This is a genomic window from Nonomuraea sp. NPDC023979 (assembly GCF_040639085.1).
GTDB lineage: Bacteria > Actinomycetota > Actinomycetes > Streptosporangiales > Streptosporangiaceae > Nonomuraea > Nonomuraea ceibae.
Genome location: NZ_JBEZZG010000043.1, coordinates 26,603 through 48,556, shown reverse-complemented (window position 1 = coordinate 48,556; position 21,954 = coordinate 26,603). Strand labels below are relative to the sequence as shown.

Annotated in this window: 26 protein-coding genes; 18 read left to right on the top strand and 8 right to left on the bottom strand. The window is 70.6% G+C overall.

All coding sequences use genetic code 11. The features are described from left to right. Window positions 1-255: 255 nt before the first annotated feature. Complete coding sequence (locus AB0G11_RS43475) at window positions 256-1,014, bottom strand: hypothetical protein (protein ID WP_357592728.1); 759 nt, start codon at window positions 1,012-1,014, stop codon at window positions 256-258. A gap of 919 nt (window positions 1,015-1,933) precedes the next feature. On the opposite strand from AB0G11_RS43475, the gene AB0G11_RS43470 reads away from it, so the two are divergent. From AB0G11_RS43470 to AB0G11_RS43460, 3 genes are all read left to right on the top strand, one after another. After that, entirely contained in the window at window positions 1,934-3,598 is a 1,665-nt protein-coding gene (locus AB0G11_RS43470) for a hypothetical protein (RefSeq protein WP_357592726.1), read from the top strand. A gap of 274 nt (window positions 3,599-3,872) precedes the next feature. Then, window positions 3,873-4,649 carry a hypothetical protein gene (locus AB0G11_RS43465; protein ID WP_357592724.1) on the top strand — a complete coding sequence of 259 codons (777 nt, stop codon included), beginning with the start codon at window positions 3,873-3,875 and terminating at the stop codon, window positions 4,647-4,649. 76 nt (window positions 4,650-4,725) lie between these two features. Further along, window positions 4,726-4,866, top strand: coding sequence for a hypothetical protein (locus AB0G11_RS43460; RefSeq protein WP_357592722.1), 141 nt, complete (start codon window positions 4,726-4,728; stop codon window positions 4,864-4,866). 49 nt (window positions 4,867-4,915) lie between these two features. Here the strand turns inward: AB0G11_RS43460 and AB0G11_RS43455 are convergent, their stop codons facing one another. Together AB0G11_RS43455 and AB0G11_RS43450 are read right to left on the bottom strand one after the other, a co-directional pair. Next, window positions 4,916-5,359 carry a hypothetical protein gene (locus tag AB0G11_RS43455; protein ID WP_357592720.1) on the bottom strand — a complete coding sequence of 148 codons (444 nt, stop codon included), beginning with the start codon at window positions 5,357-5,359 and terminating at the stop codon, window positions 4,916-4,918. A 2-nt stretch (window positions 5,360-5,361) separates the two neighbouring features. After that, a complete protein-coding gene (locus tag AB0G11_RS43450; RefSeq protein WP_357592718.1) occupies window positions 5,362-6,060 on the bottom strand; it encodes a hypothetical protein in 699 nt (232 codons plus the stop codon). 119 nt (window positions 6,061-6,179) lie between these two features. Between AB0G11_RS43450 and AB0G11_RS43445 the strand changes: the two genes are divergently transcribed. The 3 genes from AB0G11_RS43445 to AB0G11_RS43435 are packed head-to-tail and all read left to right on the top strand — an operon-like array spanning window position 6,180 to window position 8,983. Further along, window positions 6,180-8,330: a P-loop NTPase fold protein gene (locus AB0G11_RS43445; protein ID WP_357592716.1), complete on the top strand. Its 2,151-nt coding sequence runs from the start codon at window positions 6,180-6,182 to the stop codon at window positions 8,328-8,330. Window positions 8,331-8,380: 50 nt separating this feature from the next. Further along, window positions 8,381-8,650: a hypothetical protein gene (locus tag AB0G11_RS43440; RefSeq protein ID WP_357592714.1), complete on the top strand. Its 270-nt coding sequence runs from the start codon at window positions 8,381-8,383 to the stop codon at window positions 8,648-8,650. A 21-nt stretch (window positions 8,651-8,671) separates the two neighbouring features. Beyond that, entirely contained in the window at window positions 8,672-8,983 is a 312-nt protein-coding gene (locus AB0G11_RS43435) for a hypothetical protein (protein WP_357592712.1), read from the top strand. On the opposite strand, the gene AB0G11_RS43430 is transcribed toward AB0G11_RS43435, so the two are convergent. Then, window positions 8,980-9,441, bottom strand: coding sequence for an NAD(P)H-dependent oxidoreductase (locus AB0G11_RS43430; protein ID WP_357592710.1), 462 nt, complete (start codon window positions 9,439-9,441; stop codon window positions 8,980-8,982). The two genes, AB0G11_RS43435 and AB0G11_RS43430, sit on opposite strands and share 4 nt — an antisense overlap. A gap of 82 nt (window positions 9,442-9,523) precedes the next feature. On the opposite strand from AB0G11_RS43430, the gene AB0G11_RS43425 reads away from it, so the two are divergent. The 8 genes from AB0G11_RS43425 (at window position 9,524) to AB0G11_RS43390 (ending at window position 15,163) form a co-directional block, all read left to right on the top strand. Continuing rightward, window positions 9,524-10,201: a hypothetical protein gene (locus AB0G11_RS43425; RefSeq protein ID WP_219508837.1), complete on the top strand. Its 678-nt coding sequence runs from the start codon at window positions 9,524-9,526 to the stop codon at window positions 10,199-10,201. Window positions 10,202-10,297: 96 nt separating this feature from the next. After that, window positions 10,298-11,176: a class A beta-lactamase gene (bla, locus tag AB0G11_RS43420; RefSeq protein ID WP_357592708.1), complete on the top strand. Its 879-nt coding sequence runs from the start codon at window positions 10,298-10,300 to the stop codon at window positions 11,174-11,176. Window positions 11,177-11,223: 47 nt separating this feature from the next. Further along, entirely contained in the window at window positions 11,224-12,330 is a 1,107-nt protein-coding gene (locus tag AB0G11_RS43415) for a sensor histidine kinase (RefSeq protein WP_308125937.1), read from the top strand. Beyond that, a complete protein-coding gene (locus AB0G11_RS43410; RefSeq protein WP_219508835.1) occupies window positions 12,327-12,986 on the top strand; it encodes a response regulator transcription factor in 660 nt (219 codons plus the stop codon). The genes AB0G11_RS43415 and AB0G11_RS43410 overlap by 4 nt, the downstream gene beginning before the upstream one ends. Window positions 12,987-13,046: 60 nt before the next feature. Continuing rightward, a complete protein-coding gene (locus tag AB0G11_RS43405; protein ID WP_357592706.1) occupies window positions 13,047-14,039 on the top strand; it encodes an NAD(P)-dependent alcohol dehydrogenase in 993 nt (330 codons plus the stop codon). A 21-nt stretch (window positions 14,040-14,060) separates the two neighbouring features. Beyond that, a complete protein-coding gene (locus tag AB0G11_RS43400) occupies window positions 14,061-14,612 on the top strand; it encodes a dienelactone hydrolase family protein (RefSeq protein ID WP_357592704.1) in 552 nt (183 codons plus the stop codon). A gap of 90 nt (window positions 14,613-14,702) precedes the next feature. Then, window positions 14,703-14,888 (top strand): DUF5708 family protein, encoded by a 186-nt coding sequence (locus tag AB0G11_RS43395; RefSeq protein ID WP_219508832.1) that lies wholly within the window; start codon window positions 14,703-14,705, stop codon window positions 14,886-14,888. 104 nt (window positions 14,889-14,992) lie between these two features. Then, window positions 14,993-15,163 carry a hypothetical protein gene (locus AB0G11_RS43390; RefSeq protein WP_357592702.1) on the top strand — a complete coding sequence of 57 codons (171 nt, stop codon included), beginning with the start codon at window positions 14,993-14,995 and terminating at the stop codon, window positions 15,161-15,163. Here AB0G11_RS43390 and AB0G11_RS43385 read toward each other — a convergent pair. From AB0G11_RS43385 to AB0G11_RS43375, 3 genes are all read right to left on the bottom strand, one after another. Then, window positions 15,160-16,212, bottom strand: a complete 1,053-nt coding sequence (locus AB0G11_RS43385) for a serine/threonine-protein kinase (RefSeq protein ID WP_357592700.1) — start codon at window positions 16,210-16,212, stop codon at window positions 15,160-15,162. The two genes, AB0G11_RS43390 and AB0G11_RS43385, sit on opposite strands and share 4 nt — an antisense overlap. 105 nt (window positions 16,213-16,317) lie before the next feature. After that, on the bottom strand, window positions 16,318-16,530 hold the full coding sequence (locus AB0G11_RS43380; protein ID WP_357592698.1) for a PLDc N-terminal domain-containing protein: 213 nt from the start codon (window positions 16,528-16,530) through the stop codon (window positions 16,318-16,320). Between the two features lie 20 nt (window positions 16,531-16,550). Then, window positions 16,551-17,303: a class I SAM-dependent methyltransferase gene (locus AB0G11_RS43375; RefSeq protein ID WP_357592696.1), complete on the bottom strand. Its 753-nt coding sequence runs from the start codon at window positions 17,301-17,303 to the stop codon at window positions 16,551-16,553. Between the two features lie 73 nt (window positions 17,304-17,376). Between AB0G11_RS43375 and AB0G11_RS43370 the strand changes: the two genes are divergently transcribed. Both AB0G11_RS43370 and AB0G11_RS43365 read left to right on the top strand, forming a co-directional pair. Further along, window positions 17,377-17,946 (top strand): CGNR zinc finger domain-containing protein, encoded by a 570-nt coding sequence (locus AB0G11_RS43370; protein WP_219508824.1) that lies wholly within the window; start codon window positions 17,377-17,379, stop codon window positions 17,944-17,946. Window positions 17,947-18,072: 126 nt separating this feature from the next. Then, window positions 18,073-18,213 carry a hypothetical protein gene (locus tag AB0G11_RS43365; RefSeq protein WP_219508823.1) on the top strand — a complete coding sequence of 47 codons (141 nt, stop codon included), beginning with the start codon at window positions 18,073-18,075 and terminating at the stop codon, window positions 18,211-18,213. A gap of 125 nt (window positions 18,214-18,338) precedes the next feature. On the opposite strand, the gene AB0G11_RS43360 is transcribed toward AB0G11_RS43365, so the two are convergent. Beyond that, window positions 18,339-18,719 carry a hypothetical protein gene (locus tag AB0G11_RS43360; protein ID WP_219508822.1) on the bottom strand — a complete coding sequence of 127 codons (381 nt, stop codon included), beginning with the start codon at window positions 18,717-18,719 and terminating at the stop codon, window positions 18,339-18,341. 313 nt (window positions 18,720-19,032) lie between these two features. Here AB0G11_RS43360 and AB0G11_RS43355 point away from each other — a divergent pair, with 313 nt between their 5' ends. Continuing rightward, the gene (locus AB0G11_RS43355) at window positions 19,033-20,859 is read left to right on the top strand and encodes a glycosyltransferase family 2 protein (RefSeq protein ID WP_219508821.1); all 1,827 of its coding nucleotides are present in this window, start codon (window positions 19,033-19,035) and stop codon (window positions 20,857-20,859) included. A 73-nt stretch (window positions 20,860-20,932) separates the two neighbouring features. After that, entirely contained in the window at window positions 20,933-21,949 is a 1,017-nt protein-coding gene (locus tag AB0G11_RS43350; protein ID WP_219508820.1) for an energy-coupling factor ABC transporter permease, read from the top strand. The last annotated feature ends 5 nt before the right edge of the window (window positions 21,950-21,954 follow it).

The window sequence follows — 21,954 nt, the reverse complement described above, 5'->3', positions numbered from 1 at the left end:
TGGGGGACCTAGGATCTGGGTGTACACGTTCATGGTCCCGCTGATCTGAGATTGCAGGGCTCCCCCCAGCGCTGGACGCTCCACGGCGGCGGCAAACAGCAGGCCGGCTCGTCTCGCTACAGGCAGATGGGCAACGCCGCCCCGTCCCGGTGGTTCCTTGGGTGCGCGGCGACTCGTCGCGATCGAGGTGGCCGGGGCAGCCGGATGCTAGGAGCTCCCGTGTTTCTTCAGCCGCCCGCGCACCGCTCTTACCTGTTAGCTGGTGAAACGTCCCTCGCGCGTGTACTTGCATGCCCCGCTGAGACAGTTAGGGCTGGACCCCCAGCCGTCGTCATAGGTGACCTTGCGGTGGAGCTTGACCTTGCCCTTGACCTCTTCCCGCTGGAGCCCAGGGCCGACCTTCTCATCCGTCTGCTTCCACCAACTGGTGCCGTTCCAGTAGTACAGCCGGTGCCGGGCCCACAGGTAACTCGGTGAGCCCGCCGGCAGGCAGTTGAAGATGAAGCTCTCCGCGCGACGTTCCTTGAAGCCGCCGAAGTCGAAAGTGGTGTACGACTTGGGAGCCAGGCCGGCCTTGGCGTTGTCGTGCCAGAGATGCCAGCCCCAGTGTTCGGCGGTGCACGAGGCGGAGAGCACGGCGCTGGCCGGAGCGACCAGGCCGCCTACGGTGACAGGCTCGCTGGTGATCCGCCGCAACTGCAGTTCGGCGGGGAGGTCGGCGCCGTGATCATCGACGAGGCGCTGGGGCACTGGTACATCGGGCGGGGTGATCTCCAGGTAGGTCTGCAGGTAACTGTTGCTCCGCTCCCAGGCGATGAGCGGCGCACCGCCGATGATCCCGAGCTGGGACATCCCCACTTCGTTGGAGGGTTGGCTGTCGGAGAAGCTCACGGTGAGACCGGTCGTGTATTCGAGGTGCGCCAGAGGGATCTCCCTGTCGCTCTCCTCGGGTTCGGCCGCAGCTGGGGAGGATGCGAGCATCATCGTGGCGGCGATGGCTGCGAATAACTTCATGTCACTCCTTGTGATTGAAGTTGCGTGAGCAGAACGCTAGAAGCGACTTTTGTCCGTGACCATGTAAAAGTCCGCATAGGCGGCTAGTCAGAGGGCGCACTTGGCCGTTGACGACTTCAGTGGTCTTTGAACATGGGCTCAGCGCATGTGGGCCTGCGGCTGTACGGCCTCCCGGGGGCCGCTGCTTCGATATCGCCTGTGACCGAGAAAAGAACCTCTGGTGGGGCAGCTTCGGCGGTTCGTGAAGCAGTCCTGCCCTAATCGGCGGACGGGTGAGGCGTATATCAGCCTCTACGCGGACGGCGAGGAAATCACGTACGTCAGCCGGCTGCGGCCTCTCGGGCGGCTGTCGGTTGAGCACCTGCGGTCCGGCTACGAAGGGCTGAAGCTGTGGTTCCGGGAGGATCGCAAAGGAGCCGGTCGTGCTGCAGACCAAGCCTGCGATCCGGCTGTGACCCCTCGCGGCGAGTGGTAGCCGGGAGCGCCGCTGGACGATCGTGCTGACCGTTTGACGGCGGGCAGGGGCGTGGTCACCTGTGCGAGCGTGCTGTGACGTACGCCATTGCAGTTGGATACAAGAGGATTTCAAGAATGCTCGTGTTGCATGAGCTTCATGAGAAAGTTCGTTGCTGTCGCACTGATGACTGTCACCACCGTCCTTACGATCGGAATGGCGAGCGCCCCCGCTCAGGCCATGCAGCATGACGGGTACTACCGCTGCTGGATCTCGGACCACGGCTGGATGTGGTGCCAGGACGCGTAGGGATGGCCCCTGTGTTCCTGCCCTGACCTTCACCGATGCCCGCCTTTGGAAAAGAGGCGGGCATTGTGCTTTTTGAATGGGTCGTCAATGGCGGGATATTCAGGCTGCAGGGTCGGGCTTTCGGGCCGATGAGGTGCACTACGATCATCGTTTATTATGCGCTTATACCGCTGGGCAGCTTCTGTCTCCCTGGTCATCACGCTCGGTGCGATCGTCGTCAGCTTGGTGGTCGGCACTGCGACGCCGGCCTGGCTGGTCACCATGTGGTCTCCGCCCAGTTCGAGCGTCGGGGCGTCTCCTCTGGTGCCGGTGCTCGGCGGGCTGCTGCTGGTCGGGCTGGTGAACGCGTGGTTGTTCTGGCAGGTTCTGCGGGGGCCTGGGCCGGCGGGTGCGCCGTTGGGGCGGGCGGGTGTGTGGCTGCGGACGCTGCTGTACGCCAATGTCGCTTGGCTGGTGATTCCCTCCTTTCTGCCTGACACGGTCGAGGTGATCATCGGGCTGGTGCTCTGGGTGCCGGCGCTCGTGCTGTTGGCGGTGGTGTTCGCCGGGCCGGGGCGGCTGTTTCGGCTGGCTCTGCTTGTGTTCGGGCTGGCGGAGTCGGTGTTGCCGCTGGTGGTCCGGCTGGCGGAAGATTCGGTCCTACGGCGGTTCGTGAGCCCGACCTACGGCGTGACTCTCTTGGTTGCGGGGGTGGCCGGGTTCGTCGTGATGGTGATGCTTCTGCTCGCTCAGAGGCGTGACGGGCGTTGGTCTCGGGCGACGCAGTACATCGGCTGGGGCACGTTCGGGAGTGCGTTCCTCGTCGAACTGGTGGATTCCCTTACGCGCGGGAGCACGATCGAGTCGATCGCCGAGGCCATGAATGTGCTTTACGTCGTCTGGCTGGCGCGTACCGCGCATGAATTGAACCGTGAGGTGGGGCGGGAGGCGCCTTTCCGGGTGCCGACGGGGGTCGGGGCTGCGGCCATGGTTCCCTTGCTGATGGTCGTCGGGTCCGAGACCGAGCCACGGCTCACCTATTCCTGGCAGAGCATCGACTTCACGGAGTGCTTGGCGCGGCCGGGGCCGCCGCGAGTTGCGGACCTCCCTGTTCATGAGCGTGAACGGGCTTACCTGTGCAACGTGAGAAAGCCTGATCGGGATGTCTCGGACCAGGAACTGCTCAGCAGGGGCCGAGGGGCGTGCATCAGGTTCGCGGCAGGGGAGCCGGTCAGGGCGCGGCCTGCGTTGCTCGCGCTGCTCTGTCCGGACGTCATCGGGCGGAAGCACCCAGAGTTGTTGCTGTCCACCGCTCAGATAAATCAGCAGGAGGCGGAGAAGGACAGGGCCGTACGCGACCAGTTGAAGCGCGAGGCGCGTAAAGAGGACGCCCTGTGCCGAGACCCTTGGCCCGCGCTGCGTACTCGATTCCAGGCGACCGCGTCCTACTACGACTGGGACGGCCAGCCCTACGGCATTTACGACGCGGAAGCGGACACCGGGAGCGACGCGGAGGTGATCTGGGACGCGGACCCGCCCGGCGCCCTGGAGGTCAGCGGGCAGCTGGCTCTGTTCTTCACGCCCAGCCAGGATTGGGCGGTCTGCGTCACGGCGAAGGCATTGCGTTCGGCCCCGCCGCCTCTTCGGCGCAAGGGCTGGAGCAAGGTGGTCGAGGCGGATATCGTCAGCGAATCGGGTCGCCTGGTGATGCAGAGGTTGTCGGCCAGCAACGTGCGATTTCCCAATCTTGCGCGTGATGGGGCCGGCCGCTATCGGTTGCGGTTGTATACGCGGCCGGGGGTGGATCTTATTCTTGTTTATCCGGTTAAGGGGGCGGGGTAGTGCGTGATGTCCTAAACCTGAGAAGCTGGCGCAACGCGCTGGCAGGTCATCGCGGGAGGCGGTGGGGCGCCCGTTCGCGTTGTCGGCTCTGCGGCAAGCCGCTGTGGCTGGGACTGCCCGTCTAATGGCTTTTGTTGCGATTTGCGGCTTTCGGCAATGCAAGGCCTGATGGATGAACTCAAGAATCGGTTTTGTATCGATCCAAAACTGCCCCCTGTATCGATCTTCTTGAGCGTCTAATGTGCGGGGTCTCTACTAGATGCGCAGGGGTGCCATGAGCGAGCAGGCAGTGCAGAGCATGGTCAACGGGCAGGTCGAGGGAGAGAAAGGGACAGTCAGCGCGCCCGGGAAGAAGGCCCCGAGTACGAGGACGCTCCCGAAATGGGAGACGGACGCCAGGGATCGCGTTCGATCGGCGATACGCCGCTACGCGAAGCCGCTCAACGACCTCGTGGCGCGTGACGCCAACGAAGGGGACACGCGGCTTCTCATCACTGACTTCCTCTGCGCGGGGCTCGGGTACGACAAATATGACGATCTCACCACGGAGTACCAGGTCAAGGGCGAGTTCGCTGACTACGGGATTCGTATCGACAAGCAGTTGGTCGCTTTCATCGAGGTGAAGCGATGCAGCCAGAAGCTCAACGTCAGGCATCTGCGGCAGGTACAGATGTACGCGGTCAACGAGGGCGTCGAGTGGATGATCCTGTCCAATGGGCAGGTGTGGCAGGCGTATCACATGACCGCCGGTCTTCCCGTGGTCATCGACTTGGCCCTTGAAGTGGACCTGCTGAGCGATGCGGGACTGGCTGCCAAGACGGACGCACTCTTCTACCTGACAAAGGAGGCGTTCAAGCGGCGCCTGATTGACGACCTGTGGAGGGCGCGTGCAGCCACGTCGCCGAAGTCCCTGGCGCAAGTGCTTCTGACAGACGTGGTGGCCGATGCCATACGGAAGGAGCTTCGGCGGCGGACGAATCACAATGCTGAGGTAGGGGAGATCCACCGGATCTTGCGAGACGAGGTCCTTCGGCCAGAGTCCTTGCTCTGATACTGAGCCACACGCTGCCCCCGGGCTGCGAGGGTGGGCCGTGACACCGGGTCCCTCCCTTCGATACCGTCGCTGGGTGGAAGACGATGACGCCTTCATCTCCTCGCCGATGGGCGACGGTGCCCTTGATCTCGCGGTGGGCGTCATAGCGGTGGTGCTGCTTCTTCTGCCTACCGCTATTTGGCTGACCGTCGTGTTGCTGCGCAGCCGTAAATAGCGCGTCCAGCTCCTCGATCTGGCTGTGCGCGGGCGCCCGCCGCACGGCGTCAGGTGTCATGGTGGGCGATGTGGCTGATCTGGAGGTCGGAGAAGATCAGGGTGAGGTCGTGCACGTTGGTCTCGATCCGTACCTCGTGGAAGTCGATGCCGACGGCTTCCGTCCAGTGTCGCGCGGCCGGTGAGTCGGTGATGAGGGTGGCGCCGGGATAGAGCATCTGCCAGTTCACGCCCCAGTAGTGTCCGTCGAGCTCGCCGGGCTCGTCCGTGGTGAGCCGGTCGTCGAGGGAGACCGCCCAGGTGTGGGGCGGCAGGGCGGTCACGCAGGTGGCCTGGACGCAGTGCCGGAACACGTAGCGCAGGTTGACGGTCTCGGCTCGGGGCGTCACCAGCGGCTGGATCACGAGCTGGTAGTCGCGGTTGTGGTGCATGAAGCCGTGGCGGAGCAGCGCGTGATCGAAGGTGTCGTCCAGGGCCTGTCTCAGCTCAGCCATGTTCACGGGTTCAGCGGCTTCGGCAGGTAGGGGGCGAAGTGGTCGGCCACCGTCCGGGCGGTGGTGGCGGCGTCGTGGGAGCCGTCGATTTCCAGTACGCGGATGCCCAGGTCGCGGGCGGTGCGTACGGCGTCCTCGGCGACGAGGCGGTCCCGGGCGAGGCGGTTGGCCTGGGCGCGGGCCGGGTCGGTGACGAGGCCCCCGAGTGAGGCGGCCCGGGGGAGTGTCCGGGCCTGGTGCCGGCGGAACTCGGGGGTGGGCACCATGACGATCATCCGGCGCGGTGAGTCGACGATGGGGGCGACGAGCTCGGGGCGCAGACCCCAGCCTTCGGCGATGATCGGGTGGCCGGAGACGAGGGCGCGCAGGTCGTCGAGGGCCCATGCGAAGCGGGTGGGGAAGCCGGCCAGGGTCTCGGCGGCCATCTCCTCGGGGGTGGGGTGGACCCACGTCCGGTCCGGGTCGGGGGCGCGGCCGGGGTCGGGGTCGCCGTGGGCGACTCGGCGGGCGATCCGGCGGTCGTTGTGGGCGCGCGCGTCGTGGTAGTCGTAGTGGTAGGCGGTGACGCCGTGGTGCTCGGCCAGGAGGCGGGCCACCGTCGATTTTCCGGCCCACTGGCCGCCGCCGATCCACAGGGCGCGGCGCAGGGTGCCGAAAGGGTCGAGGAGTTCGCCGGCCGCTGGAGTGTGGGGGGTGGTCATCTGCGTCTCCTCCTGGGTCCGTCCCTTGCGGAACGGGCGAACGGGTGTCTCGTACGCAACACCGTAGACATGCGGTCGTATCCCTTCCCCGGAGTCCGCGTTCTGGGACGATTCTGAGTGTGAGCGCACCTGGAGAGGCCGGGATGGAGCGGGCTGTCGTGCGCGTCGCCAACGGCCGGAGCAGGGGCGCGGGCGTGCTGGTCGCGCCCGACCTCGTGGTGACGTGCGCGCATCTGTTCGGGGGCTGGGACGAGGGGCCGCCGACGACGGTGGAGGTGGACTTCCCGTTCCTGGGGAGCGGGCCGGTGGGCGCGGAGGTCGTGTTCTGGTCGTCGTCCCAGGAGGGGGATCTCGCGGTCCTGCGGCTGGACGCGGCCGCCGCGGTGCCGGGGGCCAGGCCGGTGCCGCTCGCGTCCGGGGTGCTGCCGGACCAGCAGGTGGCGGTGTACGGGTTCCCCAGCGATCACGAGGCAGGCGTCTGGACGTTCGGGCAGGTCGTGGGGCCGCTGCCGAGCGGGTTCGTGCAGGTGCAGGCGTCCACCGGTTCGGGGTTCACGGCGGGATATTCCGGGGCGCCGGTCTGGAGCCACGAACGCCAGGCGGTGCTCGGCATCATGGTCGCGTCGGACGCCAAGCGCCAGATCGGCCTGATGCGCTCGGTCGACTCGCTCAGGAGCATGCTGCCGCCGGAACTCGATCTGCTCATCAGCGCCCAGGAAGCTCCACCGGCCGGCGACTCGCGAGGGGAGCCCGAGGACGAGGGCGTCCGGGGGCGGGAGCGTACGGAATGGGTGAACGACGCCCCGGCGGACCACGACCTGCTCAAGCGGGCCGCTCTGGCCGGGGTGCTCGCCCGGCAGTTACGCCAGGCCAGGACCGACACCCCGGGCTCGTCGTTCCTCGTGCACGTGGACGGGTCCTGGGGCACGGGCAAGAGCACGCTGCTCAAGCTGCTCGCCGCCGATCTGCGGAGCGACTCGCTCGTGGTGTTCTTCGACACCTGGCGGCACGTGCGCATCGAGCCGCCGTGGTGGGCGCTGCTGACCGCGATACGGAAGGCGGTCGTCGCCGCCCGGCCGCGCCGGAGGCGTCCGGCGTTCCTCGTACGGGAGCTGGTCGCGCGGGTGCGGCGCGACGGCGCCCCGCAGGTGGTGTCCGGCCTGCTGCTGGTCGGCGCGGCGCTGCTTCTCGTGTCGCTGTTCGGGTCGGGCGCCGTGGGCGGGATCGAGCCCACGCTCAAGACCGCCACCACGCTGCTGGGCACCCTGGGCGGGCTGTGGACGGCCGGAGTGCTGGTCAGCAGGTACGCGATGTGGGCGTCGGCGCGACGCGCCCGTTCCTTCGAGGAGTCGCACCACGATCCCATGAATGACGTCGCCGAGCACCTCGCCTGGCTGGTCCGGCACGCCGGGCGGCCGATCGTCGTCCTCATCGAGGACCTCGACCGGTGCAACGCGGACTACGTGGTCAACTTCCTCGACTCCGTGCAGACGCTGCTACGGGACGTGCCGGAACGCTGGAAGCACTCCAAGCACCACGCGCCCAGCTTCGTCGTCGCGATGGACGGCGCCTGGCTGCGCTGCGCCTACGAGAACGCGTACGAGACGTTCAAGCCCGCCGTGTCGGCGCCCGGGCGTCCGCTCGGCTATCTGTTCCTGGACAAGCTGTTCCAGCTCAGCGTCCCGATGCCGAGGCTGGGGGCGACCAGCCGCGACCAGTACTTCGGCCGGCTGCTCGGCACCGCCGCCCAGCCGTCGCCGCCCGGGGCCGAGCGGGTCAGGGCGGAGCTCGACCGGAGCGGCGACGAGACCCAGGTGCTGAAGGTGCTGGAGAAGGCCGACCCGGAGGTGCGGCAGGCGGTGGCGTCGCAGGCGGTCGAGCGCATCCTCGACGCCGACGTCCAGGATCTGTCGCATCATGCCCTGTCCAGGTTCGCCCGGTTGTTCCACAGCAATCCGAGGGCGATGAAGCGGTTCGTCAACACCTACACCGTGCTGCGGGCCGTACGCGTGCTGGAAGGCAGCGTGGTGCCGACGGACACCCTGGCCCTGTGGACCCTGCTCCGCATCCGCTGGCCGGAGCTGGCCGATCACCTCGAAGCGCAGCCCGACGACATCACGCGGCTCATGGACCGGTCGGGCGGCGACGACCTCCCGGAGGCGCTGCGGGAGCTGGCCGCCTCGGCCGACCTGCATGAGGTGCTGCACGCCGTGCCCGGGGCCGAGCTGACTCCCGAGCAGATCCGCGCATGTTCCGGAGCCGGTGACTGACCGCTGCGGGGCCGGGCGTTGTACGGTGCGGTGGAGGAGGGCGACGCTCCATGGCTGACGAGCAGATCACGACCATCGGCAGATGCCACATGTGCAAGCGCACCTTCGGCTACACGCCCGCGACCGTCATGACGGTCATGATGGACCCCGGCACCAACCTTCCGCTGGGCATGACGATCTCCGGCGCCCTGCGCGAGCCCTCGCCGGAGGCCGCGGCCCGGGCGGTGGCGCGCCACGTCTGCCCCGCCTGCGTCGACAAGGTCAAGCAGCTCAAGACCTTCATGGACGCCCAATCCACCCCACCGTGGGGCGACTCCTGACGGCAGACCCGAGGAGACGGCGTGGACGAGCTCGAACGACGGTTCCATCGGGCGATGGTGGGCATCTACGAGACCGCCAAGCGCGAGCTCGGCTACAACGCGACGCGCTTCCTGCAGATGCTCAGCGAGCGCGGCGGGGTCGAGACCGCGAGGCAGCTCTTGCGGGCCGACGCCCCGTCCGACGGTTTCACCACGCTCTGGACCCACGGAAGGCTCGATCTCACGGTCGAGGCCCACGTCCTGCAGGCGGGCTACGAGAGCCTGTTCTCCGACGAGGACCGGGAGCGGGCGAGTCGGCGGCTGGAGAGCTATGGGTGGCGGGTTGAGGGTTAGCTGATGGTGGCGGCGAGGGTGGCGCCCAGGGTCCAGCAGACTTCGAGGTCGGCCTTGGCCGGGGCGCCGACGACGGTGACCGGGTGATGGGCGCGTTCCCAGCCGAGCCCGGTGGCGATCGACTCCACCGCGCGGACCGCGCCCGCCGGGGCGTTGTTGCCGTGCACGTACAGGCCGTACGGCAGGCGGCGGGTCTCCTCCAGGCACGGGTAGTAGACGGTGTCGAAGAAGTGCTTGAGCGCTCCGCTCATGTAGCCGATGTTGACCGGGGTGCCGAGCAGGATCCCGTCGGCCTGGAGCACGTCGACGGCGGTGGCGTGCAGGGCGGCGCGGGTGACGACCTCGACGCCCTCGATCTCGTCGGTGGTGGCGCCGCGCCGCACGGCCTCGAAGAGCTCGTGCAGCGTGGGCGAGGCGGTGTGGTGGACGATCAGCAGCCGGCGGGCTTCTTGCGACACGCTGCCGATACTTTCACGCCGCGTGCCGTGGTCAGCGGGAGGCGGGGGGTTCCGGAGGGGAGTGCGGGGTAGCAGGGGGTGCATGGTGACATCGCTCGTGCGGTCAGGGTTCGGCGCCGCGGCGCGCCTGCGACGGGGACGTCCGCTGCATCCGGCCGGGCTCGTCCTCGACGCGCGGCTGCGCGTGCACGGGACGGGCCGGGTGTGGGGGGCGGAGTTCCTCGACCGGCGGATGGATCTGGAGGGGATCGCCCGGTTCTCCCGGTCCACGGGGGTGCCGCCGCCGCTGCCCGACATTCTGGGGATCGCGTTGCGCTGGGAGCAGTCCGATCTGCTGCTGGCCAGCACCGGTCACACCGTGCTCGGGCGGCGCCTGCTCAGGCCGGCCCGGGCGTGGGCGCCCGGCCTCTACAGCTCGCTGTTCTCGTACGAGGTGGGCGGGCGGCGGGTGCTGATCGGCGCGCTGCCGAGGGCGGGACGGCGGCTGCCGGCCAGGTTCGACGCGCTCGCCCGGGCGGTGGCGGACGGGCCGCTGCTGCTGGATCTGCTGGTCGCGGCCCCGGCGGGGCCGTGGGAGGTGTTCGGGCAGGTGGAGGTGGCCGGTCCAGCGCGGACCGACGCCGAGCGGCCGACCCGCTTCGATCCCGTACGCCGTCCCGTGCCGGGGATGCGGCAGGCCGGATGGCTGAGCGAGGTGCGGGAGGCGGCGTACTCCGGCGCGCAGCAGGTGGCCGACCAGTCGCACGAAGAACGCGTCTGACCTCGCGTCCCACCCCGCCTGGCCCCCGTGCAACCCGCGCCCGACCCCCGTTTGACCCGTCGTCCGGTTCCGCGCCGGGCGCGAGAGGATGAAGGCATGCGATATCTCCGGGCCGCGCTGGCGGTTCTTCTGGTCAGCGGCGGCGTCACGGGCACGGCGTCGGCGGACACCGGTCAGGTCGCGAAGGAGTTGCGCAAGCTGGAGGCGTCGTTCCAGGGCCGCATCGGCGCGTACGCGGTCGACACGGGCACCGGCAGGACCGTGGCGTACCGGGCGGACGAGCGGTTCGCGATGCTGTCGACGTTCAAGGCGCCGCTGTGCGCGGCCGTGCTGCAGAAGGCGCGCACCGGCCAGCCGGGGCTGATGGGCAAGGTCGTCAAGTGGACGGCCGCCGACATGACGCCGAACTCGCCGGTCACCGAGAAGCATCTCAAGCACGGCCTGACCGTCTCCCGGCTCTGCGCGGCGGCGGTGACGCGCAGCGACGGCACCGCCTCCAACCTGCTGCTCAGGCAGATCGGCGGCCCCGCCGGGCTGACCCGCTACTTCCGCACGCTGCGGGACCCGGTCTCGCGCATGGACCGCACGCACCCCGGGCTGAACGACTGGACGCCCAAGGAGAAGCGCGACACCACGACGCCCGCGGCGATGGCGCGAGACCTGCGCCTGCTCACGACGGGCAACGCGCTGCACGCCAAGGACCGCGAGCAGCTCGTCGCCTGGCTGCTGGCCAACAAGACCGGCGCCGAGCGCATCCGCGCCGGGCTGCCCCGGAGCTGGAAGGTCGGCGACAAGACCGGGACCAACTCCAGCGGGTTCGGCGGCGGCAACGACATCGCCGTCGTCTGGCCCGGCAAGGGGGCCGCGCCCATCATCATGGCGATCTACACGAACCGTACGCCGGGCCTGCCCACCGACAACCGGACCATCGCGAGGACGGCCACCGCGCTGGCCCGCGCCCTCGGCAAACTCTGACAAATCTCGAGGTGCCGGAAACCGGCTGCCGTCCGTACGATGGCGGGGTGCGTCGTTCCATGTGGGACGAGCCGCGTCCGGTCGACCCGCCCCGGCGGGTTTGGCGGGACTGGGTGCTCGTGGGGGTGCTCGCGCCGGTCGCGCTGCTCGAAGGCTTGCTGCGGCCGGACCTGCCGTGGCGGGCCGCGTCGATCGTCGTGGCCGTCGGGCTGGTGCCGACGCTGCTGTGGCGGCGGACCCGGCCGCTGCTGATGCTGGTGATCGCGTTCGGCGTCACCGGGCTGGCGCCGCTGGTGGCCGGCGGCGACACGTCCACGTACACGATGGCCTATCTGCTGCTCCTGCCCTACGCGCTGGTGCGGTGGGGGTCGGGGCGGGAAGCGGTCGCGGGGCTGGTCGTCATGCTGGCGTCGATCGGCTACTCGACGGTGCCGGCGCGGACCCCGCTCGCCGACGCGGTGGGGGCGTTCTCGCTGATGGTGGCGGTGGTGGCGCTCGGCGTGGCGTTCCGCTACCGGGCCGGGGCGCGGGCGCGCGAGCTCGACCGGGTGAAGCTGCTCGAACGTGAGCGGCTGGCCCGCGACCTGCACGACACCGTCGCCCACCACGTCTCCGCCATGGCGATCAGGGCGCAGGCGGGGCTGGCGACCGGCACGCCCGACGCGGCGGCCGAGTCGCTGCGCGTGATCGAGGCGGAGGCGTCGCGCACGCTCAAGGAGATGCGGGCGATGGTCCGCGTCCTGCGCCGGAACGAACCCGGCGAACCCCCGCCCACCGGGCATCTCGCGGACCTCGAACAGCTCGCCGAAGCCCGGGGCGGACCGCGCGTCGAGGTGGAGCTGGCAGGCGACCTCGACGGCCTGGAGCCGGCCACGACCGCCGCGATCTACCGCATCGCCCAGGAATCGGTCACCAACGCCAGGCGCCACGCCCGCGACGCCACCCGGATCGCGATCCGGGTCACCGCCGACGACACGTCGGTCCGGCTGCGGGTCAGCGACGACGGCGAGCCGGGGCCCGCCGCCACCCCCGGGTACGGGCTGCTCGGCATGGCCGAACGCGCCGAGCTGCTCGGCGGCAGCTTCGAGGCCGGGCCCGGCGACGGCGGCTGGACGGTGTCGGCGGTGCTGCCCCGGGCGGAGGCGGCCACGTGAGCATCCGCGTGCTGGTCGCCGACGACCAGGAGATCACCCGCACCGGGCTCCGGATGATCCTCGACGCCCAGCCCGGCATCGAGGTCGTCGGCGAGGCGGGCGACGGGCGGCGGGCCGTCGAGCTGGCGCGGCGGCTGCGGCCCGACGTGTGCCTGTTCGACATCCGGATGCCCTACCTGGACGGCATCCAGGCGACCCGCGCCCTCGCCGGGCCGGACGTCCCCGACCCGCTCGCCGTCGTCGTCATCACCACGTTCGACCTGGACGAGTACGTGCACGCCGCGCTGCGGGCCGGCGCGCGCGGCTTCCTGCTCAAGGACGCCGGGACCGAGCTGCTCACGCAGGCGGTCCGGGCCGCGGCGGGCGGCGACGCGCTCATCGCGCCGAGCGTCACCGTGCGGCTGCTGGCCGCCTTCGCCGGAGCCGCGCCGCCCGCGCCGCCCGTCGAGCCGCTGACCGACCGCGAGGAGCAGATCCTCGCCGCCGTGGCGCGCGGGCGCACCAACAGCGAGATCGCCGACGAGCTGCGCATCACGCTCAGCACGGTGAAGAGCCACGTCGCGAACCTGATGACCAAGCTCGGCGTCCGCAACCGCGTCGAGATCGCCATGTGGGCGTACGAGACGAACCGGGCGGGGAACCGGCCGATGGGCTGACGAGGCGCTGGTCCTTTCGGCCGTTACCCCCCTCAGGGTGCCCCGCCCACACTGTGGGACATGAAGGCATACGTCTTACGTTCGTACGGATCGCCCGACGTCCTGCAGCTCACCGAGCTGCCCACCCCGGTGCCGGGGCACGGAGAGGTGCTGGTCCGCGTGCGCGCCACGTCCGTCCAGCCCTACGACTGGCACCTCATGCGCGGGGAGCCGCGCGTGTCCCGGCTGATGCCCGGCCCGCTGGGGCTGCGCGGGCCGAAGATCGCCGTGCTCGGCGCCGACGTCGCCGGGCAGGTCGAGGCCATCGGCCCCGGCGTCACCGGCTTCCGGCCCGGCGACGACGTGTTCGCCATGCCCCAGCAGGGCGGCTTCGGCGAGTACGTGTGCGTACCGGAGAAGGATCTCGCGCCGATGCCCGCGGGGTTGTCGTACGAGGAGGCGGCGGCGCTGCCGCTGGCCGCCGGGACCGCGCTGCTCGCGGTGCGCGACGTGGGCCGGGTGCGGCCGGGGCAGCGGGTGCTGGTCAACGGCGCGTCGGGCGGCGTCGGCACGTTCGCGGTGCAGCTCGCCAAGGCGTACGGGGCGCACGTCACCGGCGTGTGCGGCGAGCGGAACCTGGACCTGGTCCGGTCGCTCGGCGCCGACGAGGTCCTCGACCGGGCCAAGCAGGACTTCACCGGCCACGAGGGACGCTACGACGTGCTGGTGGACAACGCGGGCGGCCGTACGGGCGCCGAGTGCCGCAGGGCGCTCACCCGCAAGGGCGTCCACGTGCTCGTCGGCGGGCCGGGCGGGCGGTGGCTGCAGCCGGCCGGGCGCATGTTCGCGCTCCTGGCGGTGGCGCCGTTCGTGTCGCAGCGGGTGGCGCTGGTGGACGTGGTGGGCTGCAAGGAGATGGGCGCGAACCTGCGGACGCTGGCCGCGCTCGTCGAGGGCGGCGAGGTCAGGGTGGTGATCGACCGGCGCTTCCGGTTCGAGGAGATCCCCGAGGCGGTCCGCTACCAGGAGCAGGGACGCGTCACGGGCAAGGTCGTCGTCAGCGGATTGTCGTAGCCGTAGGACATGCTGGGCCGCATGACTGACGTGCTGCTGTTCCACCACGCGCTCGGGCTGACCCCGGGGGTGCTGGCCTTCGCCGACGAGTTGCGCGGGGCCGGGCACACCGTGCACGTGCCCGACCTCTACGAGGGCCGCGTCTTCGACGACCTGGAGGCGGGGGCCTCGCACGCGCAGGAGATCGGCTTCGGCACGCTCGTCGAGCGCGGGCGGGCCGTCGCCGAAGGGCTGACCCCGGAGCTGGTCTACGCCGGGTTCTCGCTGGGCGTGGTCCCGGCGCAGACGCTGGCGCGCACCAGGGCCGGGGCGAAGGGGGCGCTGCTGCTGGAGGCGTGCCTGCCCGCCGACGACTGGCCCGCCGAGGTGCCGGTCCAGGTCCACGGGATGGACGCCGACCCGTTCTTCGCGGGCGAGGGCGACCTCGACGCCGCCAGGGCGCTCGGCGCGGAGCTGTTCCTCTATCCGGGCGGGCGTCACCTGTTCGCCGACAGCAGCCTGCCCTCCTACGACGCGGGCGCGGCCAAGCTGCTCACCGAGCGGGCGCTGGCGTTCCTGCATCGAAAGATGTAGGCCGATCTCGTCAGCGCGCAGGAAGCCCGCCCACCAGGGAGTCAATAGCGTAGGAGACCTCAGCAGGCATGATCGAAATGAGGCTCCGTCATGGCTCCCGGCCGCAAGAACCTGTTCACCGGCCTCGCCGTCTTCGTCGGCGGGCTGCTGCTGTGGCAGTTCGGGCTCGATGTCGAGATCGTGGTGTTCAACCCGTCGAAGATCGGCGTGGTGATGATGGTGATCGGCGCGCTGGAGGCGCTGTGGGGCCTCTACCGGATGCGCGCCGAGTCCTGAGCCGCCGGTCCTGCACCGCCGTGGTCAGGGCGAAGCCGACCAGCCCGTTGACGTAGGCGACCAGGCCCAGCGCGATCCCCCTGATCTCCAGCACGTCCCACCGGGTGACGACCAGCGCCACCAGGCCGAGGCCCAGCAGGGGTTGCAGCGGCAGCACCGCCACCGCCGTCAGGAGCCGGTTGCGGGCCAGGAAGTCACGCCCGCGCGCGAGGACGATCCAGGCCAAGACGGCGCACACGGCCAGGATCAGGACGAGCGTCGTCACCTCCATCTAGCCGCGCCTCCTCAGGAAGAGGACCGTCGCCACCCCGCCGGCGATCCAGACGAACATGATCGGCCAGAACGGCACCCCGCTCGCCACCCACGGGAACGGCGCCGGCGAGAAGCCGCCCCCGGGATCGGGCTCGTGGCCGTAGTCGGCGGCGAGTGCCACCACGAGCGTGACGACGACGGCGGCCATCTGCATGACGAACGCCCACGTCACCGGACGGCCGGCGCGGCGGGCGGGCGCGGCCTCCTCGTCCTGGCCCAGGATGCGGCGCAGCAGCTCGCCGGCCGTCGGGCGGTCGGCCGGCGACTTGGCCAGGCAGTCGGCCAGCACGTCCCGTACATCCTGCGGGACCCCGGTGAGGTCGGGCGGCTGGGTCAGGATGCGGTTGAACACCGCCGGGATGCTGTCCTGACCGAACGCCGGCCGGCCCGTCGCCGCGAACACCATCGACACGGCCCAGGAGAACACGTCCGACTCCGGCCCCACCGGCTCGCCGCCGAGCTGCTCGGGCGACATGTACGGCGGGGTGCCGACGACGGAGCTGGTCTGGGTCGCCGTCGCCTCCAGCACGCGGGCGATGCCGAAGTCGACCACCCGGGGCCCGTCGGGGCCGAGCAGCACGTTGCCCGGCTTGAAGTCGCGGTGCACGATCCCGGCCTGGTGGATGGCCTGCAGCGCGGCGGCGGTGGCGAGCATGAGACGGCGCAGCCCGCCTGCGTCGCGGGGGCCGTCGCGGCTGATGAGCTGCTGAAGCGACTCGCCGGGGATGTACTCGCTGACGATGTAGGGCCGGTCGCCGTCGACATCGGCTTCGAGCACCCGTGCCGTGCCGAACGAGCCGACGCTGCGGGCGGCGTCGAGCTCGCGGACGAACTGGCGGCGGTGCTCGGCGACGAGCCGGGCGTGCAGCACCTTGATCGCCACCGGCCGGCCTGACGGGTCGCGGCCGAGGTAGACGGCGCCCTGGCCGCCCTCGCCGAGCAGGGTCTCCACCCGGTAGGCGCCGACGCGCGCCGGGTCGGACTGGCTCAGGGGCCGGGGGGCGGAGACCATCCAGCTCTTATATCAAGATCCCCCCGGCGTGGGCAGGGCAATCGGCGAAGGGAGGCACCGGCAGGGCAATCGGAGAAGGGATACCCGCGGTGCGGCGGGCGGTGGTCAGCGCTTGCGGCCGAAGGCGAAGTAGGCGAGCGGGCCGGCGAAGTTGACGAAGACCGCCGCGCGCCAGGCCCGCTTGGAGCCCTTGATCTCGGCGGCGGGCCGGCGCTGGAGGTCGATCAGCGCCGCGCCCAGGAGGGCGAGCTGCGCGCCCGTGAGCGCGCCGATCGCCGTCCGCTGCCCTTTGCTCAGCTCACGCCACTGTTTCGCCATGAACGTGATGATAAATCACGCTATCGGATGGCGCAGAGCAGGCGGTTGTTGCCGCGCTGCCACAGCGTGCCGGTCTCGCTGAAGCCGGCCTCGCGCAGCGCCGTGACGTGGTGGGAGAGCAGGTTGGACTCCGAGCCGCGGTGGTCGGCGCCGGCGGTGGTCCGCTCGGCGTTGAGCGCGCTGAGGTCGGGGTCGGCGGCGACCGCGTCCCACCAGGCGCGCCAGTCCTCGGGGTGGTCGCCGGCGAAGACGCGCTCGGTCTGGGTGTCGTGGATGGCGCGTTCGAGGCGGGCCAGGCCGGGGGTGACGTCGTCGGAGTCGAGGTGGTCGCCGTTGAGCAGAAGACCGCCGGGCCGCAGCACGCTCGCGAGCTCGCCGTACATCGCGCGCAGGTCGGGCGGGGAGATCCAGTGCAGGGCGGTGGTGCTCACGGCGGCGTCGGCGGGGCGGTCGAGGCCGAGCGTGGCGGTCCAGCCGGGGGTGCGCAGGTCGGCGGCCACGAACGTCAGGTGCGGGTAGGCGGCGCGGCCGAGTCCGAGCAGCAGCGGGTCGGCGTCCACGGCGATCACCCGGGCCTTGGGCAGCCGCTCGACGAGCCGGGCGGACAGCGAGCCGGGGCCGCAGCCGAGGTCGATCACCAGGGGGTCGGGCCGGTCGAGCGCCTCCACGGCGTCGATCAGGGCGGTGAAGCGCTCCTCGCGGTCGGGCAGGTAGCCCGCCTGCTGGCGGTCCCAGCGCGCGAGCCAGGCGAGTGCGGCATCGTGGGTGAGCACAGTAGGTCTCCTTGTGACTGTCGTTTAAGCTTTCAGCAGTCACAGACTAGAGCGCAAAGGTGTAACTGGTCAATTGAACTTCAACAGTCACACGGACGGAGTGGTCCGGGTCGCCGTCGGGCTGGTCAACAGCCTGACCCCGGGCGAGCGGCGTGGCCGGCCCGCGCCGCCGCCCGCCGACACCGCCGCGGCGGCCACCGAGGGGCTGCGCGTCGGCTATCCGAGCCACCGCCCGGCGACCGAGGCCGAGGCGGCCGAGCTGGTCGCCGTCGCGCTGCGGCTGCGGGAGGTCTTCGAGGCCGTGGCGGCGGACGACGTGGACACGGCGGCGCTGCGGGTCAACGCGCTGCTGGAGGAGTCGCGGGCCAGGCCGATGCTGCAGCGGCACGACGGCGAGCCGTGGCACCTGCACTTCCACGGCACCGGCGGCACGATGGCGGGCGACTGGGCGGCGAGCTGCGCCACCGGGCTGGCGCTGGTGCTGGGGAGCGAGTTTCACGACCGGCTCGGGGTGTGCACCGCGCCGCACTGCGATCGGGTCTACGTGGACGTCTCGCGTAACGGAACGCGCCGGTTCTGTTCAACTCCTTGCCAGAACCGGGTCAAGACCGCGGCATTCAGAGCGCGCAGCAAGACTGTCTAGCCCGACACATCCGGAAATATCATCCCGGCCTGGAGTGCCAGCCAGGAAAGAGGACGCGAATAAGGCTCGTGCGCCCTTCTGACGTGCCAGAATGGCGCCACTGTGACCCCCTCCCCACCATTCCCCGTGAACCTGGTCGGCATGTCGAACGGCGACGTGCTGATGCTGCCTGCCGTGTGGCCGGTGCGCCTCACTCCCGAGCAGCGGCGCCAGCTCGTGGAGCGGCTGCTCGACGCCGAGACCGAAGAGCTGGGTGTCGATCCGTGACGGATCCCCCTGCTCCAGCTCCCCGGGGGCGGCCCGGGGAGCTGGAGCCCGCTTTGTGATGTATTGACGTCCCCCACGTCACAAAGGTTCACACAAGTCTATAAATGGCCATCTCCGCTGAGAAATCAGGCGGCACCCGACAAGTCCGCATGCTTGTCGCGTTCTATCTGGGCCTGGAGGATCTCCTGCCGCTCGTCGCTGATCCTGCGCGTCAGGATCATGTACGCCTCCAGCACCTTGGCGTAGGACCGCCGTGCCTCGTCGAGCTGTTCGGCCAGCATGAGCGCCCGGTCGGCATCGCCCTCGCGCCGGGCCTCGGCCAGCATGGCCCCTGCGTCGTCGACGATCTGCTCGGCCCGTTGCCGGGTCCGGCGCAACACTTCGGAGCACTCGAAGAGCTCTCCCAGTCGCGCTGAGGAAACGATGAACTCTGCCGTGTGCACGGCCGACCCGTTGCCTGCCGTCCGCCGGAGATCTGTTTCCATACCCGCCACCTCCACCGTCAAAGGTTGCCTCACTGTAGACGCGCAATCGCGATCCGTGGATCACGCTCGGATTCTGGAGGTACGGGTCTGTGCCCCCGGAGGACTTCTCTTCTCCCGAGGGGGAAAACAGCGCCCCTGAAGCCGATTCGGTGGGGGTCAAATACGACGCTTAGTCGTCTTACCTGGGTTTATCGAGTGAATGCGGCAATCGTCCGGCTGAGTAAATCAGGGGCACCAAGACTGGCGATCGCCCACGCCGCCGGGGCCGGCGGTCACATACTGATACGAGGCGGATGCGGATGGTGACGCTCCGGGGTGCGGGTTGGTGGTGGCCATGGTGAAGGACGACACGGTGGACGTGAGCATCGTCATCCCCGCCCGCAACTGCAGGCCGTACCTGGACCGGTGCCTCACCTCGGCGCTCGTGCAGCGGGTGGCCGCGGAGATCGTCGTGGTCGACGACGGCTCCACCGACGGGACGGCCGAGCTTCTCGGCCTCTACGCCGAATACCACCGTGACCGCTTCAAGGTGATCCGGCTCGAAGGCTCGGGTGGCGCGGGCCGCCCCCGCAACGTCGGGCTCGACCACGCGGCGGGCCGCTACGTGTTCTTCTGCGACGCCGACGACTACCTCGGCCCCGAGGCGCTGGAGCGCATGGTGGCCGTGGCCGACGCCAACGGCTCCGACATCGTGCTCGGCAAGATCGTCGGGCACGGGCGGCGGGCCCCGGCGTCGATGTTCCACCACAACGCCGACCGCGCCGAGCTGGGCGCCAGCGCCGTCTACAACAGCCTGAGCTGCTTCAAGCTGTTCCGCAAGGAGATGCTGGAGCGCCACCGGATCAGGTTCCGAGAGGGCCTGCTGGTCGGCGAGGACATCTACTTCACCGTGCACGCCTACTGCCACGCGGGCACGATCTCGGTGGTCGCCGACTACGACTGCTACCACCTGGTGGCCAGGGCCGACGGCAGCAGCATCATGCAGCAGCCCGACAGCCGCGACCCGCTGGCCTGGCTGCACATGATCCGCGGGCCGATCGGGCTCATGACCGACCACGTCCCGCCGGGGCCGCTCCGCGACCATCTGCTGCTGCGCCACTTCAGGCTCGACGTGTTCGCGCAGCTCGGCGCACCCTTCCTGGAGGCGGGGGAGGTGCGGCGCAAGGAGATCGCGCAGGCCGTGGCCGGGCTGTGCGACCAGTGGCTCACGCCGGGCGTCTACCGGGGGCTGACCGGCACCGACCGGCAGCGGCTGGCGGCGCTCGGCGACGTGGACCGGCTGGCGCGGCTGGCCGATCTGGAGGGCGCCACCGTGCGCCGGAAGCTGACCGGGCTGTGCTGGGACGGCGACCGGCTGGCGGTCACGGTGGCGGTCGACCTGGAGGGCATCGGCGTGCCCGACGCGGTGTCGCTGGTGCTGCGCACCCGGGACGACCCCCGGCGCGAGCTGGTGGTGCGCGCCCGGCCGGGCGATCCGGGCGAGAGCGCCGAGCCCGGCCGCCGCTACACCGCCCGGGTCGACGCGCGGGCGCTCGGCTCCGGGATCTGGGACGTGCGCGTGTCGGCCGAGCGCGAGGGCGTGCTGCGCACCGGCAGGCTGGGCGCCGACCGCGACGGCGCCCTGGTGCTCCCGGCGCCCCGGCTGATCGGTGCGGCGGCGGTGCTGCCGTACTTCACGCGCGACAACGGCAACCTCAGCGTCGACGTCGGCGGCTACGTGGTGGGGGTGCCGGGGAGCGTGCGCATCACCAGGACCAGGTGGTCGCTCGGGCGGCGGCTGGTGATCGACGGCGAGATCACGGTCGCCGGCGGTGTGCCGCCCGAGGAGGCCGTGCGGCGGCTGGTGTGGCGCGAGCGCGGCAGCGGGCGCGAGCGCGCCGACGTGGTGGCGGCGCTGCCCGGCGGCGGCTTCGTGGCCCGGCCGGCGGTGGGCAGGCTGCCGCCCGGCACCTGGGACGCCTACCTGGAGCTGGACCTGGGCGGCCCGCCCGCGCGGTTCAGGATCGAGACCGAGGCCGCGACGGTCGCCGCGCCGCGCCGCTGGCTGGGCGGGATCGCGCTGCTGAGCGTCCGCCCGTACGCGACGTCCGGCAAGGGCCGGTTGAGCACGGTGGTGCGGCAGCTCAGCGCGCGGGCGGTGATCCGAAGAATCATGCGCTAATGCCATCCATATGCAGGTGCAAGACGATGACCTAAAGTAGGTACGTTTGTTCACCTGCATCCGGAGGCTGGTCGTGCACGTCCCCGATGGCTTCTTCAACGCAGCAGTGTCCGTGTCGGCCGGGGTGGTGGCCGCCGCGGGAGTCGCGGTCTGCCTGCGCGGCGCCCGGCGCGAGCTCGACGACCGCACCGCGCCCATGGCCGGGCTGGTGGCCGCCTTCATCTTCGCCGTCCAGATGCTCAACTTCCCCGTCGCGGCCGGGACCAGCGGCCACCTGCTCGGCGGGGCGCTGGCGGCGATACTCGTCGGACCCTACACAGGCGTCCTGTGCATGGCCGTGGTGCTGATCGTGCAGGGGCTGTTCTTCGCCGACGGCGGGCTCACCGCGCTGGGCGTCAACATCACGCTCATGGGCCTGGTGACCGTGCTCGTCGGCTGGGGCGTCTTCCGGGCGATCACCAGGGTCGCGCCGGGGCGGGGCGGGGTGACCGCCGCCGCGTTCGTCGCCTCGCTGCTGTCGGTGCCGGCCTCCGCGCTGGTGTTCACCGTGCTGTTCTGGGTCGGCGGCACCGCGCCGATCGAGCTCGGCACGGTCGCGGCCGCGATGGGCGGCGTGCACGTGCTCATCGGCATCGGCGAGGGCCTGATCACCGCGCTCACCGTCGGCGCCGTCCTCGCGGTCCGGCCCGACCTGGTGTACGGCGCGCGGGGCCTGTCCAGGCCGCTGGAGCTGCGCGGCGCCGACGGCACGACCATCGTGGGCCAGGAGCCCGAGACCGCCGGGCGGCCGGCGCCCGCCCGGGGCGGCAAGCCGTTCGTGCTCGGCGCGCTCGGCGTCACGCTGGTGCTGGCCGGGCTGGTGTCGTCCTACGCCTCGGCCGACCCCGACGGGCTGGAGTCGGTGGCCGAGGAGAAGGGCTTCCTGGGGCAGGCGGCCGACCACCTGTTCGGCACCTGGGCGCTGGCCGACTACGGTGAGGTCGGCGGCATCCCCGTGGGCGTCGCGGGAATCATCGGCGTCGGCATCACCCTGCTCGTCGCCGGGGTCGTGGCCTGGGCCGCGCGCGGGCGCGACCGCACACGGGTCTGAGTCGG